Origin of the sequence: Eisenbergiella porci (assembly GCF_009696275.1) — a bacterium.
In the GTDB taxonomy this organism is placed as follows: domain Bacteria; phylum Bacillota; class Clostridia; order Lachnospirales; family Lachnospiraceae; genus Eisenbergiella; species Eisenbergiella porci.
In genome coordinates this window covers 77,761-95,142 of sequence record NZ_VUMI01000005.1, presented here as the reverse complement: position 1 = coordinate 95,142, position 17,382 = coordinate 77,761, and the positions used below count along the sequence as shown (strand labels likewise).

Here is a 17,382-nt window from a genome sequence, read left to right as displayed (position 1 = left end):
TATCCCATGGTCAACCGTTTGTTCGGAATATGCTACCAGCTGATGCAGCGGGATAAAATTCCTGCAAAGGAGCTGGCGGAAAGATATGAGGTGTCGGTACGCACCATCTACCGTGATGTGGAAATACTCAGTATGGCCGGCGTCCCCATCTATGCCAGCAAGGGCAGAAGCGGCGGCATCTCCCTGCTGGATCACAGCCTTATTGATAAAATGTTCATCACGCCGGAAGAAAAAAAGCAGATCCTGGCCGCGCTGGAAAGCCTGCAGGAGGTGGAGCCTTCCGAAAGCTCACAGCTGCTGCGGAAACTGGGTGATTTTTTCCAGACGCCCGCTGCCGCCTGGGTTTCCGTGGACTTTTCCGACTGGAGCGGGAGAAGGCAGGAACTGTTTAATCTTCTGAAAAATGCCATCCTCGAATCCCGGGTTATTTCTTTTGATTATTATACAAGCGACGGGCGGGTGGAACGGCGCGTTGTGGAGCCGGTCCAGTTGTGGTTTAAAAGCCGTGCCTGGTACCTGCGCGCCTGGTGCTGCGGCAGGCAGGCCATGCGCACCTTCAAAATCCTGCGCATCAAGCGTCCGGAATGCCTGGATGAGTATTTCCTTCCCCGAAACATGCCTGTGTCGGAAGAGTCGGACACTGCCCAAAATGCGGCGCCTGAAAATCCGGCGACAGACATCAGGCTGGAGATCGATGCATCCCAGACGTACCGGATATACGACTTCTTTGAAGAGGAGGAAATCTCTGTTATGGATAACGGTAATTTCCTTGTGAACACCTCATATGTGGCGGATGACTGGGTATACAGCCTGATTATTTCCCTGTGCCCTCATGTGCGGATAATCGAGCCTTTGTGGCTGAAGGAAAAAATAGCGGATATGCTGCAAAAGTCTCTTGAAAATATCTGAGGCGAAAATCTTTCAAGGTGAATATCTGAAGAAAATATGACATACTGTTGTCAGCTTTTCCATGTTACAATTAAAGGAAAAGGGAGGATGAACCATGCTGGAAATTCCTGAAAGCCATGTAATTGCCGGACAGCTCAATGAAACAATCCGGGGGAAGACCATCTCCTTCGTTGAGGCCGGCCATACCCCTCATTCCTTTACCTGGTATTCCGAAAAACCGGAGCTTTATGACGACCTGCTCTCAGGAAAGAAAATCGGATGCAGCCGGGCGGTGGGAGGAATGGTGGAAATAGAAGCGCAGGACTGCAGGCTGCTGATACAGGACGGCGCTTCGCCCCGTTTTTACGAAGAAGGGAAAGCCCCTTCGAAGCATCAGATACGGAAAAGGATCTGTTTGCAAGACCCGGCGGCTATACCACCATCCTGAGTAAGAAAACACTCTGGTCTCCCTGTCCTCGCTGCAGCTATGAGCTGCGCAAGGGAACTTATCTGGGCGGAACCATATATTACTGCGAACACTGTCAGTCATAGTCCGGTCACGAAGCCATTCCGTACGGCGGTACGGACCTGCGCTGCTGCAATACCGAAAAACAAACTGCTGCCGTGCACAGCAGGCTGGCATAAGTAAATATTATTTTTGTTGAAACCTTCCGCAGACATGCTACAATGATAGTATGGCTGCGGAAGGTTTTTGGCCGGACAGGGCGGTTTCTTAAAAGAATGACCGCGAATGTTCCCCGCAGCTGTATAATCACCGTATCCTTTGGTACAAACTATAATATCTTCCGGGAACCGCAGAAAATGTATCTGCGGGCCGTTTTGTCATAGATGGGCTGTTCTGAGAAGGAGGCCTGAGAAAGAAGGGGTATTTATGCTGTACCGGACAGGATGTATTTTAACTGGTTATTTGTGCGGATGTTTTCTTACGGCGGAGGCGGTATCCAGACATGCCGCAGGAAAAAGCGCCTCCCAGCTTGGAACCGGGAACCCGGGAATGGCCAATATCATGGCCCAGCTGGGAGTCAAATGGGGGCTGCTTGTTCTTGCAGGCGATCTGCTTAAGACGCTGTTTCCCTGCATGCTCTGCCGTTTTCTTCTGTTTCCCCGGCTCGGCAGGAATGCTGTTCTCTATGCGGGCATCGGTGTGGCGGCAGGGCATAATTTTCCTTTCTGGAACCGTTTCCGCGGCGGGAAGGGCGTTGCCGTAACCTGCATGACACTATTTATATTTTCACCGGGCTTCGGCCTTCTTTCCTGTGTTTTAGGAGGCTGTCTTGTCCTCTTGAGTAAATCACTGACACTGGGAGCGCTGGCTATCCCCCTATTATTTTTATGGCCGGCATTTACCGTTTATGGCAGTGAGACGGGCGTCCTTTCCTGCATCCTGGCTGCCATGATGCTTCAGAAGCATTTTCTGCCGTTTCTGGATTATCTGCACGGAAAGGGAACAAAAATTGATCTGATCGCCAAAGCGCAGTCAAAGCTGCGGGAAAGGAAGTGACAATGGAGGAGCGAACCCCTGCTGGCTCTAAAAAAGACTGGAAGGCCTTCTTCTGGGATAAGCTGCGCGGCCTGGGCCGGGAACTTAAAAGTCTGTTCGTATATTTTCCCGCAGCACAGGGCTGTATCTGGCTTTTTACCCTGTTTTTTACCCTTATGCTGGGAGAACTTTTCTCCGAGTCCATCTATGATGTCCTGGAAAAGGCCCTTCCTTTTCTGGTTTTCTATGGGACCGGCTGCTTTTTTGCGGAAGCAGTGTACCAGAAGACGGAAAAGCTGCGGCTTAGGGCGGTCCTGTATATCCTGTCCGTGATTCCTGCATTTCTGTTGACATGGCTGTTATATCTGGAACCGGACTCCTTTTTTCTGGGGCAGGATGCCCTCACCATCAGCTTTTATCTTCCCAGATATATTGCGGGCTATGAAGTGATTCTTATTTCCATAGCCGTTTATCTGTGTTTTTTAAGGACCAGATTGTCGCTTGAACAATATCTTGGCCGTGTTTTTGCCGCAGTTGTGCGTATCAGCATTATCTATTTTATTCTGATGATAGGCACAAGCATGGTGGTCGGCATATTCATTGAACTTTTTGACGGAGCTTTTTCTCTCTACATTCAGGTACAGTGCCTTCTCCTTGGCCTGTATTATATCCCGGCCCTGCTTCGCAGCGTGCTTCCGGATGAAAAAGAGGACAGTCGTTTTGCGGAGGTACTGATCAAATATATTCTCAGCGGGCTTGTTATCAGTGCATTTGCAGTTATTTATGCCTATGTGCTGAAAATCCTGCTTTTCCGGGATATGCCATCCAATGCGGTATTCCGTATCCTTACGGGTCTGTTCGCCGCAGGGCTTCCTGTATGGACGATGAACTCCTGCTATTCACAGAAAAATCCTCTCCTGAAGCTTACCCGGCTGCTCCCTTATCTGTTTTCACCGCTGATTCTGCTGCAGGCTTATTCCATCGGCATCCGTATATATGAAAACGGCGTAACGCCCCTCAGATATCTCTGCGTGCTGCTTTTGTTTTTTGAAATCATATATGTCTCAGTATATTATTTCAAAAGACAGGCCGTGTGTCTGCTGATACCGTTGTTTGCCGTCTTTACTGCAGCAGCCTGTTTTGTTCCCGGGATCAACATGGCCCGCTTTTCCCTGAACAGCCAGCAAAACGCCCTGCATAAATACATAATGGCAGAAGAATCATCGGCACTCACCCAAAGACAGATCGACAAAGCTGCCGGAGCCTACTGGTACCTGAGGGAAGAACCAACCGGAAAGGCCTGGCTGCAGTCGCTTCCGGAGGAAGATAAAGCAAAGCTGGAAAATCTGAAATCCGGCAGTCCGATAGAATATGAAGCTCTCCGTCATTTTTACTATTCCATCAAAAATACCGCAATTGACATTTCAGGTTATAATACCTGTTATCCCATACAGGTATCGGCCAGAGACAACACCGAAAATTTTACCGCCTATCAGATCGTCTATGGAGGAAGCAGCTCTGCCATTGTGAACCTTGCCGCCTACCTTAACAATTTCCCGGACGAAAGCGGAGAAACCGCAGAGGCCTATTTTGAGAAGCACCATGAAATACCCATTGATCCCTATCGGAAACTATATTTAGAATACCTGTCCTATGATTATGACCGTGTGGGAGAAAACTACACTTATATATCCTTCCACGGTTATCTGCTGGAAAAATAGAAAAGGAGAAAGAGACATGAATATTGCAATTATCACCGGAGCCTCCTCCGGAATCGGAAAAGAATTTGCCCTGCAGCTGGATGCCGGACTCTATACGATAGATGAGTTCTGGCTCATAGCAAGAAGAAAAGACCGTCTGGAGGATCTTGCCTGCGACCTGGACCACATGGCTAAAACAATCCCCCTTGATCTGACTCAGAAAGCGGATATGGAACATTTGCGGGCCCTTCTGAGAAAAGAACGCCCCGCAGTCCGTATGCTCATAAACTGTTCCGGCTATGGCATCATGGGACAATTCTCCGAAATCGACTCCCGGGAACAGGTTGGCATGATTGACTTAAACTGCCGGGCCCTCACAGAAATCACCCATGCCTGCCTGCCCTATATGAAAAAAAACAGCCGCATCATCCAGCTGGCAAGCAGCGCCGCCTTCCTGCCCCAGCCCGGCTTCGCCGTATATGCAGCCAGCAAATCCTACGTCCTCAGCTTTTCACGCGCCCTGAGCGAAGAACTTCGATCCAGAAAAATCTACGTCACTGCCGTCTGCCCCGGCCCGGTTCAGACCGAGTTCTTCGACCGCGCTGAAAAATACGCCGCCACCCTTGCCATCAAAAAATATACGATGGTCACCCCGCAGTCCGTAGTCCGCGCTGCTTTAACCGCCTCTGCCAGGAAATGCCCCCTTTCCACATACAGCCAGCTGATAAAAGCCTTTCGTCTTCTTACCAAGGTAATCCCGCATACCTTGATTTTGAAAGCTATGAGACTGGTTAAGTAGCAAAATGGCGGATGCCTGTAACGGTTATACAAATAAATATTATCGGAAATTATTGCAGAAACTATATTCGTATGCTACAATCGTGACAAGCAATGATTTCAACAAATCTTTTTATCTTTTAAGATTCTGCGCCGCTCTGTGAAGGCAATTCAGCCCACAGACCGGTATCTGTACGCAGCTTCGCGTGTGCATGGACGGCATATGTACAGACTTCTGCCTGACGGAGGTTTTCTTTTTTACATGTGTACGGTAATGCATGAACTCCTTGCTGACAAAAGAATAAGCAGGGAGTACAAAGCGGCTGCCGGATATCTGTGCAGCCGCAGAAGGCATGGTTCTCTCTGCAAAAAAAGAAAGAGAGGAATGCCTATGAATTCTAAGACAACCGGAACGGCTGCCACGCAGGCGCTGTCCCAAAACTATCAGTTTAATCTGAGTGATTTTGCTTTATTCTTATCTGTCATGAAGAGTCAAATACCCCGCTGCAAGCAACGGGGTATTTGACTCTCGCGGCAGTCGCCAAATAGCCATGCAAGCATGGCTACTTGGCTCGTTGCTCGCGGAAATAAAACTGCCTATGAAAGTACGTTGAGCATTATTCTGGATGAGCCGGATTTGGAGCTGGCGGAGGTAGAGGTGGAGCAGGTAGTGCTCAACAAAAGCGGGAAACGGGCTATCCGGCTGGATGCCTGGGCGCGGGATGTATCTGACCGCCGTTTTAATACGGAAATGCAGAATGATACGGAAGCGGACGATGTGAGGCGGAGAGCGAGATTTTATCAGGGCCTGCTTGATACCCCGGTTTTAAAGGCAGGAAAGACGACCCGGTATAAGCACCTGCCGTCAACTGTTATTATTTTTATCACGCAGGAGGACATTTTCGGACGGGACCGTGCAATCTATACCTTTACGGAACAATGTGAAGAATTTTCAGATCTGCCCTTGGATGACGGCACGAAGAAAATATTTCTGAACATGACCAGTAAAAATGGCCGTCCTGAGCTGATAAGCCTGCTGCAGTATATGAAAAATACCACGATTGATAATCCTGAGGTCAAGATAAAGGATAAACGGATTATTACGTTGAATGAAATCGTAAATGAAGTGAAGCAATCGGAAGAATGGGAGGCTGTAAAGATGAATATTCTTGAGATTGGTATTGAAAAAGGAAGAGAAGAAGGAAGAGAAGAAGGAAGAAAAGATGGATTGCAGGATGGATTAAAAATAGGCCGTGCCGAAGGAGAAGCAAAATTAGTATCTATGATAAGAAGAAAACTGGAAAAGGGGCTTAGTGTTACTGCAATTTCAGAAGCATTGGAGTTGGAAGATGCTTATGTACAAAAGGTAATCAATTTGATAACAGAGGATTCTTCCAAAAGCGATCTGGAAATAGCAAAGATACTACTCAGATAACTAAACTGTCATACTATATATTTTTTCTATGACAGATTCTTTTCAAAAGTAATTAACAACAGGGCAATTGTTTGTTAATATTTATCCAATAATATAAGAAGAGCGATGACGGAAAAGAGTAGTTTATTCAGAAACATCCAGAGAGAACAGAATTTGGTGAAAGCTGTTTATGTGTAAGATAGACGAATACCATTCCAGAGCTGTAATGCTGAAGTGATGTAAGTGTTACCGTATGCCTGCGTTAAAGGATAGGACTTATTGGAATCTGAAGTGAAAAGTTAAGGTGGAACCGTGTTAAATGCACCCTTAAGACTATTTTTTATGGTCTTATGGGTGCTTTTCTTATGTTGTTCAATACTGATAACCGGCTGTCGGCCGCAAAAAAGAAAGGAGCAACAAGAGTATGAAGGTTCTGCAAAAAAATGGTGAAATGGCAGAAATGAGTTTTGAGGAACAGGAGGGGAGGAAAGCGTTCTGGCACACGAGCGCCCATGTACTGGCGCAGGCAGTAAAGCATCTTTATCCGGATACGAAATGTGCCATTGGTCCTGCAATTGAAAATGGATTTTATTATGATTTTGAATTTCCCTTTTCCTTTTCAGAGGAGAATCTAAAGGCTGTGGAAGAGGAAATGAGAAAAATTGTTAAGGAATCTCTTTCGCTGCAGGTTTATGAAAAAAGTAAAAAAGAGGCGTTAGCCTTCATGGAAAATAACGGCGAAAGCTATAAGCTGGAACTGATTGAAGGGCTTGAAGAAGGAGAAAGCATCAGCTTTTACATTTCCGTTCTTTTTACCTAACCCGGATAAACCGGAAAAGTTATTTTTATTTTCTCCCCTTTACGCTATTCTAAAGAAAAAGGGGGGTTTAACATGTTGCTTACGGATAAATACGTTGATAAAATTCACGGCATCATCACCTGTTATGACCGCATAATCATTCAGGGCTATATCCCAAACTGGAGTCATGCTGAAGCTATGACAACCTATATGAAACTAAATAATTTCCGTATTTTTGACTATCCCAGTTTCTCCCAGCCCCTTACAGAGCAAGTCCGGGAAAATGCGGAACAGATTGCCTGTGACAACGGAATTGAAATCGAGTTCATCCGAAAATTTCATGCTTTCAGAAAAGATGACCGCATCCAGAAAATTATTTCTCAAACCGGGAAAACAGAAGGACTAATTCATATCTTTTCTGCCATGGAATGCTGCAATACCTATAAACCCTGGCACGATAAAATAACCGGCAAAACATTCCTTAAATTTGACCAAAGCAAATGTCTTTACTATTACTTTTACTTTATCGACAGAGAACTTGGTCTTTGTTATCTTCGTGTTCCTACCTGGCCGCCTTTCCGCCTTCAGTTTTATATGAACGGGCACAATCTACTTGCCCACAAACTAGACAAAAAGCAAATCACTTATAGGATGCATGACAATGCGTTCCTTGAAATTTCTGATACGGAAACTGCACAGAAACTTTCTGACCGCATCAATCCAGAAGATCTCCATAAGATTCTTGATGTCTTTGCCAAACGCTATAGTCCTGTTCCTGGCTCTCTTGGTCTTGGCTATACATGGACCGTCCAGCAGATTGAATGCGCAACAGACGTCACGTTTCAGAAACCGGAATATCTCGAACCACTTTATGATGAAATCATCCGCACTGCTATCTTTACAGTAAAACCGGATAATATCGCCACGTTCCTTGGACAACGAATCACCTATAACTGTATCAAGGAAATCGGGACCAATTACAATCAACGAATTCTCGGCACGAGAATCAAACACCATATGGGTGATGTATCAATCAAAATGTATGATAAGTTCGGACATGTCCTGCGGATTGAATCTACCTGCAATGACATCGGTACTTTCCGTGTTGAACGGGAAGTCAATCACCGGGATGGTTCCAGTAGTGTGCAGAAAGCTCCGCTGAAAAAGAGCATCTACAGTCTGTACCAGTTGTTCACAATTATGAAATCTGCAAACTATCGATATCTGGAATTCATTTCTTCCTTCGATGACCACAGTAGCGGAAGAAAAAAGCTGGCTGAAGTCAGTCATCCGCAGAAAGAAAAGGAACGTAAATATCTGATCACAGCTCTTGGAAAGGAAATCATAGCAGCTGGTTTAACTGAAAATAACCTTATTCTGGTTCCAGCACTGACATCTTAATCTTGCTTTGGCAAAATTCTGCCATTTTGCGTAGAAAATCATTTATAAGTGCCTATTGACAGCCCTACTTCAACGTGCTAGTATGATAAAAAGTTTTTGGAAATCCCATAAACAGAAAGAGGAAAACAATGAATCGCAGCTTACAGATCTGTGGATGTGAAATCCGCTCCTATATGCATATTTGTTTTTATTACGGACGTATTTGCTTGTAACCGTATGCAGGAATGATTCTTATTCAGAATTTATGTTTCATGCACAGGATACAAGCCGGTAGGTCTTATATGTCTGTGCAGAAGTGACGGAGCTGATTATTGTTACCTATATTTTTTCGCTTCTTTATCCGCATCAGACATATTTTTTGTTTGATGCGGTTTTTTAATGCCGAAAATATACTTACCCGGCTGTTTCCCTCACATTCAAACTTTCCACAGGAGGAAAATCCCATGGCCGACAGAGGCTTCGAATTTTCCTTCAGAAGACCAGGAGGAAAATCCATTGTCCATCAGAGGACTCGCATTTTGCTCCGTATAACAGGAGGATTAAAAATGGTTACTACAAAGTCAGATCCGGTACAGCTGATTCTTGCACAGAAAACGGATGCCCTGCTCATTCACCAGATGAAAAAAAGCGCATTTATGCCGCTTTATGAAAAATACCATGACACAGAAACAACCCCTGCGCTGGATCCGCCGGAAAAGGTGGAGCTGCAGCTGGCTCAGGAGGAAACCGATTACTGGCTTATCGCCCTGGAAGGAAAGAGTGTAGGCGCTGTGAGGGTGGTGAAAAAGAGGGATGCGCATGTGATTTCCCCTCTTTTTATCATCCCCGAGGAGCAGAACAAGCACGCCGCTTCCCAGGCCCTGACCCAGTTGTTCACCATGTACCCTGAGGTATTCACCTGGAGGCTTGTCACCATAATGGAAGAAGAGAGAAACTGCCATTTATATGAAAAGCTGGGCTTCTACAGTACGTTCACAGGAAAACCCACAGGCAGCCTCACCCTCACCGGATACGAAAAAAGAATCCTTCAGGAGGAAAGCTGATATGGACGCAGATACCAATACTGACATAAAACTGAGAAATATGACCTCCATCTACATATCCTGCGGCACAAAAATTCTTCTTCTATATCGCATCGGCTCCCGTGTGGTGCCGCCTTCCTGGTGCGGAATCGGCGGACACTTTGAGCCGGATGAATTAAACGATCCCCGGACATGTGTCCTGCGGGAGCTGGAGGAGGAAACCGGCCTTACGGAAAAGGATTTGAAAAATATTTCCCTTCGTTATGTAACGCTGAAATTAAAGGACGGAGAAATCAGGCACTGTTTTTACAAACAGCTTGAATTATTTTTAGGAGGTATGCCAATGGAACAGGAAATCACTCTGATTATGCCTGTCGAAGCCGTTCAGCCCGATTCTGCTGATTACGATGAATGGGAACATAAAATCCAGGAATATCGCAGAGAATTCCTGGAAAACGGCGATACCATAAACGGCAGCCGCGGACTTCACCATTATGAAAAAATAGCGGGCTGGCTGGAGCAGATAAAGGCCTGTGAAAAAGACAACAACAGCTATATCGGCGTTCCCGTAACCACGTTCCTCGCCATCCGCCGTGACAGTCCCGATGATTGGACGATAGTGGGTAACATCGAAATCCGCCACCATCTGAATCCGGCCCTTGAGGAGCTGGGCGGCCATATCGGCTACAGTGTCCGCCCTTCCCAGCGGCGTAAGGGCTATGCGGTTTCCATGCTGCGTCAGGTCCTTTGCTATGCGCGCACGTTCGGATTAAAAAAAGTAATGCTGGACTGCGACAAAAGCAACACAGGCTCCCTGAAAACCATACAAAAATGCGGCGGTGTCCACTCAAGAGACCTTCTTTCTGTGTATCGTGGCCGCAATATCGTTAACAGCCAATTCTGGATTTCTTTGCCGTAATGTGTTACACTGTTACAGGAGCGTGCCCGAGAGCCCAATCCGGCATGCTCCGGCACTGAATAAAGGGCTTTCAACCGGGAGTACGGCCCGGATCCGGAGACTGCCATTTTTTCATTATGACCACACAGATAAAACCAGACGGAGGATTTCCCGAAATGCATCGAATTAAAAAAGGCCAGTACGGCTATATCAAAAGCCAGAGGAAAATAGAAATTATCAAAACCCTTTCCCTGTTCCTTCTTTCCCTCGCCATATACCTGGGAGGCTACATCACCACGGGAACCAACAAAAACCTGCTCACCATCGTCGCCATATTAGGCTGCCTTCCGGCGAGCAAGTGTGCGGTAAATATGATTATGTTCCTTCGCGCCAGGGGCTGCAGCGAAGAGCTTTATCAAAAGGTGTCCGCCCACACCGGAACGCTCCCCTGCCTTTACGACAACGTCCTTACAAGCTATGAGTCCACTTTTGAGATCCCGCATATGGTATTTTGCGGAAACAACCTGATAGGTATTGCCGTAAATCCCAAATGCAAAACGGCTGCCTGTGAAAAGCACCTGCAGGCCATGTGCGCCCAGAACAGTATCCGGGACGTAAATATCAAGATTTTTCAGGATATTCCCAAATACTTAAACCGGCTGGATCAGCTGCAGGAGCTTTCCGTCGGGGACACCCAGACGGAAGCGGTGCTTTCCCTGGTAAAGGCCATATCCATATAGGGGGAGCGCAATGAGAGAGGTGACGATAGGCGCTAACGAGGCCGGACAACGTTTTGATAAATTTCTGAAAAAATATTTAAAGGAAGCTGGCAGCGGCTTCCTTTATAAAATGCTCCGCAAAAAAAATATTACGCTGAACGGCTCCAAAGCCGACGGCAGCGAAAAGCTGACGGCGGGAGACCGGGTATGCTTCTTTTTGGCGGAGGAAACCCTGGAAAAATTCCGGGGAGCGCCGGGAGAAGTAACGGCGCCGGACAAAACAGCATCCAATTCATTAAAGCCGGAACTTCAAATTCCAGTTATCTTTGAAAACGAGCATATCCTTCTGGTGAATAAACCTGCCGGACTGCTTACGCAGAAAGCGGAGGCACAGGATTATTCCCTGAACGAATGGCTGACGGATTACCTGCTTTCCCAGAGAAAAATCACTGCGGATCAGCTGCGGACCTTCCGGCCTTCCGTATGCAACCGGCTGGACCGGAATACAAGCGGCCTGGTCATCTGCGGCAAAACCCTGGCAGGCAGCCAGAAGATGAGTGAACTGCTGAGGGAACGCACCGTCCATAAATACTACCGGCTTTTTGCGGCAGGCAGAATGGAGCTGGAAGGCGTGACGCAGGCCTGGCTTATCAAGGATGAAAAGAACAACCAGGTGCGGATTCTTTCCGCCGAGCCTAAAGGGAATAAGGCTGCCGCCCATATCGTGACAGGCTGCCGTCCCCTTACCTTTTATCCGGAGTATACCTACGCTGAGGTGGAGCTGTTTACGGGGAAATCCCATCAGATACGCGCCCACCTGGCCGCGCTGGGCCATCCCCTTATCGGTGATGCCAAATACGGAAACAAAGCCTGTAATGACAGATACCGCAGACTGGGAATCCGTTCTCAGATGCTCCATGCCTTCCGCGTGGAGTTTCCCGTGATGGACGGCTGCTTTGCCGATCTTTCCGGGAAATCCTTCACGGCGCCGGAGCCGGAAGCCTTTCTGCGGCTGAAAACGCAATAACAGGGAGGAGAGCAATGGCAACATGGAATTCAAGAGGGCTGCGGGGGTCCACACTGGAAGACCTGATCAACCGCACCAATGAAAAATACCAGGAAAACGGACTGGCTCTTATCCAGAAAATCCCCACGCCGATCACCCCTATCCGAATCGATAAGGATGAACGCCATATCACCCTGGCCTATTTTGACCAGAAAAGCACTGTTGACTATATCGGCGCGGTACAGGGCCTGCCGGTGTGCTTTGATGCCAAGGAATGCGCTGCGGATACCTTTGCCCTGGCAAACATCCATGAGCATCAGGTGAATTTTATGGAAAATTTTGAAAAACAGGGAGGAGTCGCTTTTTTTCTCCTGTTTTTTTCCCATAAAAATCAGTTCTATTATCTTCCTTATGCCCATCTGCGTTATTTTTGGGACAGGGCAAAAGAGGGGGGACGCAAGAGCTTCCGGTATGATGAATTAAATCCGGAATATTTCCTCCCGAAAAAACAGGGGATACTGGTTCCTTATCTGGACATGATCCAGAAGGATCTGGATACAAGAGAAGAATAGCCGGTAAAAGGAGGCGCTTATGAGAAGCCAGGTTACAACGCTTTGCTATATTGAACGGGAGGACAGCTATCTGATGCTCCACCGTGTCAAAAAGAAAAACGATCTCAATGAAAATAAATGGGTGGGCATCGGCGGACATGCGGAAGAGGGGGAGAGTCCGGAGGACTGCCTGCTTCGGGAGGCAATGGAGGAAACGGGGCTTCTTCTTACTTCCTACCGGTTCCGGGGGCTGGTCACTTTTGTGTCGGATAAATGGGGGACGGAATACATGTGTCTCTATACGGCAGATGGTTTCGAAGGGGAACTGACGGATTGTGATGAGGGCTGTCTGGAATGGGTCCCTAAATCAAAAATTCCCAACCTGAATCTTTGGACGGGAGATCTGATTTTTTTCCGGCTGCTGGAAGAAAACGCTCCGTTTTTTTCTCTGAAGCTGCGTTATGAGGGAGACAGGCTGGCGGAATGGCAGCTGAACGGCAAAGACATGACCGGCAGCTTACTGCCGGAAGGAAATACTTGACAGCCTGCGGGCTGTTTAGTATAGTATTGATAGTTTGCTTTGCTAATATGGTACTAAATTAGCACGTTAATGTAATGAAGTGAAAAACAAAAGGAGAGAGGTTCAGATGAGTAAACCATTAGTACATACCCCGGAAGGAGTCCGGGACATTTACGGCGAAGAATATTTGAGAAAGCTGCTGGTGGAAGAAAAGCTGCACCATACCCTGCGTTCCTTTGGCTATCAGGATATCCAGACGCCTACCTTTGAATTTTTCGATGTGTTCAGCCGGGAAATCGGCACCACACCATCCCGGGAGCTATATAAATTTTTTGACAAGGAGGGCAATACCCTCGTTCTGCGGCCTGATTTTACCCCTTCCATGGCGCGCTGCGCCGCAAAATACTTTATGGATGAAAAGCTTCCCATCCGTTTCTCCTATCTGGGAAATACCTTTACCAATACCTCCAGCCTTCAGGGGAAGCTGAAGGAGGTGACCCAGCTGGGAGCCGAACTCATACAGGAGCCTTCCGTTCAGGCGGACGGTGAAATGATCGCCATGGTGGTGGAAGCCCTGAAGGCCTCCGGGCTGGAGGATTTCCAGGTGAGCATCGGTGAGGTGGAATATTTCAAGGGAATCTGCTCCCAGGCCGGACTGGATGAAGAAACGGAAAATGAGCTGCGCGATTTTATATCCAGCAAGAATTTTTTCGGCGCCCAGGAGCTGTTGGAGCAGAAGGCCGTCCGCAGGGATTACTGTGAGATTTTGCTGAAGGTGAACGATCTGTTCGGTTCTGCGGAAGCGCTGCAGCAGGCCAGGAAGCTTGTGAACAACGAGCGTTCCCTCCAGGCTGTGGAACGGCTGGAGGAGCTGTATCAGGTTCTGTGCGAATACGGTGTGGAGAAGTATGTTTCCTTTGATTTGGGGCTTCTGAGTAAATACCGTTATTATACAGGCGTCATTTTTAAGGCTTATACCTACGGCGTGGGTGACGCGGTTGCCAAGGGCGGCCGTTACAACAGCCTTCTGAAATATTTCGGGAAGGATGCGCCGGCCATCGGTTTTGTCATTGTAGTGGATGATTTGCTGGAGGCGTTGTCCCGTCAGAAGCGTAAGCCTCAGCCTGCCGCCGAGGGTATCCTTATTATATATGAAGAGGGACGCTTCCGGGATGCGCTGGAAAAGGCGGCAGCTCTCCGGGCGGACGGTGTTCCCACGGAACTGATCCCCGCATCCGTGGCCTCCAGAACGGCCCAGGACAGCGCCTTTGCGGACAGAATCAGGATTTACCGGGAAAAAGCCCGGGCGCATATGCAGAAGGCATTTTATTATCTGCCATCGGAAGGCGGATGTGCGGAAGAAATCCTGGACTGATACGGTACCGGGCAGCAAATGAAAGGATACGGATGAAAATGGACGAGAACAGATATCTTACTTTTGCCCTTGCCAAGGGCAGGCTTGCCAATAAAACACTGGAGCTTCTGGAAGAGGTGGGCATCACCTGTGAAGAAATGAAGGATAAGTCCTCCAGAAAGCTGATTTTTGTAAATGAAGAACTGAAACTGAAATTTTTCCTCTCAAAAGGGCCTGACGTTCCCACCTATGTGGAATACGGCGCCGCCGATATCGGCGTTGTGGGCAAGGATACCCTGCTGGAGGAGGGCAGACGGGTATATGAAGTGCTGGATTTGGGTTTCGGGAAATGCCGTATGTGCGTCTGCGGGCCGTCAGAAGCCAGGGAGCTTCTCAAACATCACGAGATGATCCGGGTAGCCAGCAAATACCCCAACATTGCCAAGGATTATTTTTATAATAAGAAGCATCAGACCGTGGATATCATCAAGCTGAACGGCTCTGTGGAGCTGGGGCCTATCGTGGGGCTTTCTGATGTTATCGTGGATATCGTGGAAACGGGAAGTACTCTCCGGGAAAACGGCCTGGAGGTGCTGGAAGAGGTCTGTCCTCTGTCCGCCAGAATGATAGTCAATCAGGTGAGCATGCAGATGCAGCCTGAACGGATAAAAAGTCTGATAAAGAAGCTGCGGGAGCAGATGCAGCAATAGCAGCTGTAAAATATCACCGGCCGGCAGAGTGTACATGAGAAAATGTCAGCGGCTGTTCTGACATGTACAGCTGCCTGGTATCATATTTTCCATCCGGTACATACGGCGCCGGTACATACAGGAGGAAGCATGAGAACATTAAAGCTATCTGAAAATACAAAGCAGAACCTGCTGAATGATCTGCTGAAAAGAAGCCCCAACAATTATGGTCAGTATGAGGACATTGTGGCCGATATCATTTTCCAGGTACGTACAAAAGGGGATGAGGCTGTCTTTTCCTATACCCGCCAATTTGACCACTGTGAAATTTCGGCTGAAAATCTTCTTGTCACCAGAGAGGAAATCGAAGAGGCCTTTGAATCGGTAGGAAGCGAATTCCTGGAGGTGATGAAACGTTCCGCGGAAAATATCCGCCGGTTCCACGAAAAGCAGCTGCGTTCCAGCTGGTTTGATCCCAGGCCGGACGGCACCATTCTGGGCATGAAGCACCTTCCCATCGCAACTGCAGGCGTATATGTGCCGGGCGGAAAGGCTGCGTATCCCTCCAGCGTCCTGATGAATGTAATACCTGCCAGGGTGGCGGGCGTGGAACGCATTATCATGACAACGCCCCCCGGCGCCGATGGGAAGGTAAATCCCGGTACACTGGCGGCGGCAGCTGTGGCAGGCGTCAATGAAATCTACAAGGTGGGCGGCGCGCAGGCCATTGCCGCCATGGCCTTCGGAACCGAAAGCATTCCCAAGGTGGATAAAATTACCGGCCCCGGCAATATTTTTGTCGCTCTTGCAAAAAAAGCCTGCTTCGGCTATGTGAGCATTGACTCCATTGCAGGTCCCAGTGAAATTCTGGTCATTGCCGACGAAACGGCCAATCCCCGTTATGTGGCGGCGGATCTGCTTTCCCAGGCGGAACATGATGAGCTGGCAAGCGCCATCCTCATCGCCACAAGTGAAGAACTGGCGGAAAAGGTATCGGAAGAAATTGACGGCTTCCTTACTACGTTAAGCCGCAGGGAAACCATTCAAAAATCACTGGACAATTACGGGTATATCCTGATTGCTCAGGATTTGGACGAGGCGGTGGAAACCGCCAACGAAATTGCCTCTGAGCATCTGGAAATCCTGACAAAGGATCCTTTTTCCGTTATGACAAAGATCAGGAATGCCGGCGCTATTTTCCTTGGGGAATACTCCAGCGAGCCGCTGGGTGATTACTTCGCCGGCCCCAACCATGTGCTTCCCACCAACGGAACCGCCAAATTTTTCTCACCCTTAAATGTGGATGATTTTATGAAAAAAACAAGCATCATTTCCTATTCGCGGGACGCTCTGGAAAAAGCCCATAAGGATATCGAGCTTTTTGCCGAACGGGAAGGCTTGACTGCACATGCAAATTCGATTAAAGTTAGATTTGAATAATTATTTTTTCAGGAGGATTGGTCATGGGACAGGACGCGGAAGGAGTACACCGGGCACAGCGGTGCGCATGCATGAAAAGAACCACCAGAGAAACAGATATCACTCTGACGTTGAATCTGGACGGAAGCGGGAAAAGCGATATTCATACGGGCATCGGTTTTTTCGATCATATGCTGGAGGGCTTTGCCAAGCATGGTTTTTTTGACTTGACCGTCCAGGTCAACGGTGATCTGCATGTGGACGGCCATCATACTGTGGAAGATACCGGGATCGTCCTGGGCCAGGCCATTGCCCAGGCTGCAGGAGACAAGGCCGGTATCCGCCGTTATGGTTTTTTCATGCTTCCCATGGATGATGCGCTTGCTTTAAGCGCCGTGGATCTTTGCGGAAGACCCTGGCTGGAATTCGACTGCAGCTTTCCCACGCCTGTAATAGGCACGCTGGACAGCCAGCTGCTCCGGGAGTTTTTCTATGCAGTATCCTATAGCGCCGCCATGAACCTCCACCTGAAAATGCTGTCCGGTCAGAACAGCCATCATATGGCGGAGGCCATGTTCAAGGCATTTGCCAAGGCGCTTGATATGGCTACAGGATACGATGAACGCATTGACGGGGTCCTGAGCACCAAGGGAAGCCTGTAAGCGGAAGGAATTTCCGGCATAATTCCGGGATTTCTTCCGCCGTGCCGGAAGAACTGTGCGGA

The 17,382-nt window shown here is 48.2% G+C and carries 18 protein-coding genes and 1 other annotated feature; all 18 genes read left to right on the top strand.

The features are described from left to right. Positions 1 to 6 precede the first annotated feature (6 nt). Positions 7 to 909 carry a helix-turn-helix transcriptional regulator gene (locus FYJ45_RS04600; protein WP_154463670.1) on the top strand — a complete coding sequence of 301 codons (903 nt, stop codon included), beginning with the start codon at positions 7 to 9 and terminating at the stop codon, positions 907 to 909. Between the two features lie 94 nt (positions 910 to 1,003). Beyond that, positions 1,004 to 1,336, top strand: a complete 333-nt coding sequence (locus FYJ45_RS04595; RefSeq protein ID WP_235930569.1) for a hypothetical protein — start codon at positions 1,004 to 1,006, stop codon at positions 1,334 to 1,336. A 444-nt stretch (positions 1,337 to 1,780) separates the two neighbouring features. Next, the gene (locus FYJ45_RS04590) at positions 1,781 to 2,410 is read left to right on the top strand and encodes a glycerol-3-phosphate acyltransferase (protein ID WP_154463669.1); all 630 of its coding nucleotides are present in this window, start codon (positions 1,781 to 1,783) and stop codon (positions 2,408 to 2,410) included. A 2-nt stretch (positions 2,411 to 2,412) separates the two neighbouring features. Next, entirely contained in the window at positions 2,413 to 4,110 is a 1,698-nt protein-coding gene (locus FYJ45_RS04585) for a DUF4153 domain-containing protein (RefSeq protein WP_154463668.1), read from the top strand. Between the two features lie 16 nt (positions 4,111 to 4,126). After that, entirely contained in the window at positions 4,127 to 4,888 is a 762-nt protein-coding gene (locus tag FYJ45_RS04580) for an SDR family NAD(P)-dependent oxidoreductase (RefSeq protein WP_154463667.1), read from the top strand. 537 nt (positions 4,889 to 5,425) lie between these two features. Then, positions 5,426 to 6,301, top strand: a complete 876-nt coding sequence (locus FYJ45_RS04575) for an Rpn family recombination-promoting nuclease/putative transposase (RefSeq protein ID WP_154463666.1) — start codon at positions 5,426 to 5,428, stop codon at positions 6,299 to 6,301. A gap of 96 nt (positions 6,302 to 6,397) precedes the next feature. Beyond that, positions 6,398 to 6,612, top strand: a binding site (T-box leader). Positions 6,613 to 6,704: 92 nt separating this feature from the next. Continuing rightward, positions 6,705 to 7,100: a hypothetical protein gene (locus FYJ45_RS04570; protein ID WP_195841658.1), complete on the top strand. Its 396-nt coding sequence runs from the start codon at positions 6,705 to 6,707 to the stop codon at positions 7,098 to 7,100. A gap of 72 nt (positions 7,101 to 7,172) precedes the next feature. Then, positions 7,173 to 8,480, top strand: a complete 1,308-nt coding sequence (locus tag FYJ45_RS04565; RefSeq protein ID WP_154463665.1) for a MarR family transcriptional regulator — start codon at positions 7,173 to 7,175, stop codon at positions 8,478 to 8,480. Positions 8,481 to 9,025: 545 nt separating this feature from the next. Next, positions 9,026 to 9,523, top strand: a complete 498-nt coding sequence (locus FYJ45_RS04560; RefSeq protein ID WP_195841657.1) for a GNAT family N-acetyltransferase — start codon at positions 9,026 to 9,028, stop codon at positions 9,521 to 9,523. Between the two features lies 1 nt (position 9,524). Further along, positions 9,525 to 10,421 carry a GNAT family N-acetyltransferase gene (locus FYJ45_RS04555; protein WP_154463663.1) on the top strand — a complete coding sequence of 299 codons (897 nt, stop codon included), beginning with the start codon at positions 9,525 to 9,527 and terminating at the stop codon, positions 10,419 to 10,421. Between the two features lie 155 nt (positions 10,422 to 10,576). Continuing rightward, the gene (locus tag FYJ45_RS04550) at positions 10,577 to 11,140 is read left to right on the top strand and encodes a hypothetical protein (RefSeq protein ID WP_154463662.1); all 564 of its coding nucleotides are present in this window, start codon (positions 10,577 to 10,579) and stop codon (positions 11,138 to 11,140) included. Between the two features lie 10 nt (positions 11,141 to 11,150). Then, positions 11,151 to 12,146, top strand: coding sequence for an RluA family pseudouridine synthase (locus FYJ45_RS04545; RefSeq protein WP_154463661.1), 996 nt, complete (start codon positions 11,151 to 11,153; stop codon positions 12,144 to 12,146). Between the two features lie 14 nt (positions 12,147 to 12,160). Then, the gene (locus FYJ45_RS04540; protein WP_102288816.1) at positions 12,161 to 12,697 is read left to right on the top strand and encodes a Holliday junction resolvase RecU; all 537 of its coding nucleotides are present in this window, start codon (positions 12,161 to 12,163) and stop codon (positions 12,695 to 12,697) included. A 19-nt stretch (positions 12,698 to 12,716) separates the two neighbouring features. Further along, positions 12,717 to 13,217 (top strand): NUDIX hydrolase, encoded by a 501-nt coding sequence (locus FYJ45_RS04535; protein ID WP_154463660.1) that lies wholly within the window; start codon positions 12,717 to 12,719, stop codon positions 13,215 to 13,217. 106 nt (positions 13,218 to 13,323) lie between these two features. Continuing rightward, complete coding sequence (hisZ, locus tag FYJ45_RS04530; RefSeq protein ID WP_154463659.1) at positions 13,324 to 14,571, top strand: ATP phosphoribosyltransferase regulatory subunit; 1,248 nt, start codon at positions 13,324 to 13,326, stop codon at positions 14,569 to 14,571. Between the two features lie 38 nt (positions 14,572 to 14,609). Next, positions 14,610 to 15,260 (top strand): ATP phosphoribosyltransferase, encoded by a 651-nt coding sequence (hisG, locus tag FYJ45_RS04525; RefSeq protein WP_025489989.1) that lies wholly within the window; start codon positions 14,610 to 14,612, stop codon positions 15,258 to 15,260. Positions 15,261 to 15,389: 129 nt separating this feature from the next. After that, the gene (hisD, locus tag FYJ45_RS04520; RefSeq protein ID WP_154463658.1) at positions 15,390 to 16,679 is read left to right on the top strand and encodes a histidinol dehydrogenase; all 1,290 of its coding nucleotides are present in this window, start codon (positions 15,390 to 15,392) and stop codon (positions 16,677 to 16,679) included. A gap of 23 nt (positions 16,680 to 16,702) precedes the next feature. Continuing rightward, positions 16,703 to 17,320, top strand: a complete 618-nt coding sequence (gene hisB, locus FYJ45_RS04515) for an imidazoleglycerol-phosphate dehydratase HisB (RefSeq protein ID WP_154463657.1) — start codon at positions 16,703 to 16,705, stop codon at positions 17,318 to 17,320. Positions 17,321 to 17,382: the final 62 nt, after the last annotated feature.

Bases quoted from the DNA above. Each gene is read 5' to 3' on its own strand.
- FYJ45_RS04535 (WP_154463660.1), top strand. From the start codon at position 12,717: ATGAGAAGCCAGGTTACAACGCTTTGCTATATTGAACGGGAGGACAGC.
- FYJ45_RS04560 (WP_195841657.1), top strand. From the start codon at position 9,026: ATGGTTACTACAAAGTCAGATCCGGTACAGCTGATTCTTGCACAGAAA.
- FYJ45_RS04555 (WP_154463663.1), top strand. From the start codon at position 9,525: ATGGACGCAGATACCAATACTGACATAAAACTGAGAAATATGACCTCC.
- FYJ45_RS04575 (WP_154463666.1), top strand. From the start codon at position 5,426: ATGGCTACTTGGCTCGTTGCTCGCGGAAATAAAACTGCCTATGAAAGT.
- hisZ (WP_154463659.1), top strand. From the start codon at position 13,324: ATGAGTAAACCATTAGTACATACCCCGGAAGGAGTCCGGGACATTTAC.
- FYJ45_RS04550 (WP_154463662.1), top strand. From the start codon at position 10,577: ATGCATCGAATTAAAAAAGGCCAGTACGGCTATATCAAAAGCCAGAGG.
- hisB (WP_154463657.1), top strand. From the start codon at position 16,703: ATGGGACAGGACGCGGAAGGAGTACACCGGGCACAGCGGTGCGCATGC.
- FYJ45_RS04600 (WP_154463670.1), top strand. From the start codon at position 7: ATGGTCAACCGTTTGTTCGGAATATGCTACCAGCTGATGCAGCGGGAT.
- FYJ45_RS04545 (WP_154463661.1), top strand. From the start codon at position 11,151: ATGAGAGAGGTGACGATAGGCGCTAACGAGGCCGGACAACGTTTTGAT.
- FYJ45_RS04540 (WP_102288816.1), top strand. From the start codon at position 12,161: ATGGCAACATGGAATTCAAGAGGGCTGCGGGGGTCCACACTGGAAGAC.
- FYJ45_RS04580 (WP_154463667.1), top strand. From the start codon at position 4,127: ATGAATATTGCAATTATCACCGGAGCCTCCTCCGGAATCGGAAAAGAA.
- hisG (WP_025489989.1), top strand. From the start codon at position 14,610: ATGGACGAGAACAGATATCTTACTTTTGCCCTTGCCAAGGGCAGGCTT.
- FYJ45_RS04565 (WP_154463665.1), top strand. From the start codon at position 7,173: ATGTTGCTTACGGATAAATACGTTGATAAAATTCACGGCATCATCACC.
- FYJ45_RS04595 (WP_235930569.1), top strand. From the start codon at position 1,004: ATGCTGGAAATTCCTGAAAGCCATGTAATTGCCGGACAGCTCAATGAA.
- hisD (WP_154463658.1), top strand. From the start codon at position 15,390: ATGAGAACATTAAAGCTATCTGAAAATACAAAGCAGAACCTGCTGAAT.
- FYJ45_RS04585 (WP_154463668.1), top strand. From the start codon at position 2,413: ATGGAGGAGCGAACCCCTGCTGGCTCTAAAAAAGACTGGAAGGCCTTC.
- FYJ45_RS04570 (WP_195841658.1), top strand. From the start codon at position 6,705: ATGAAGGTTCTGCAAAAAAATGGTGAAATGGCAGAAATGAGTTTTGAG.
- FYJ45_RS04590 (WP_154463669.1), top strand. From the start codon at position 1,781: ATGCTGTACCGGACAGGATGTATTTTAACTGGTTATTTGTGCGGATGT.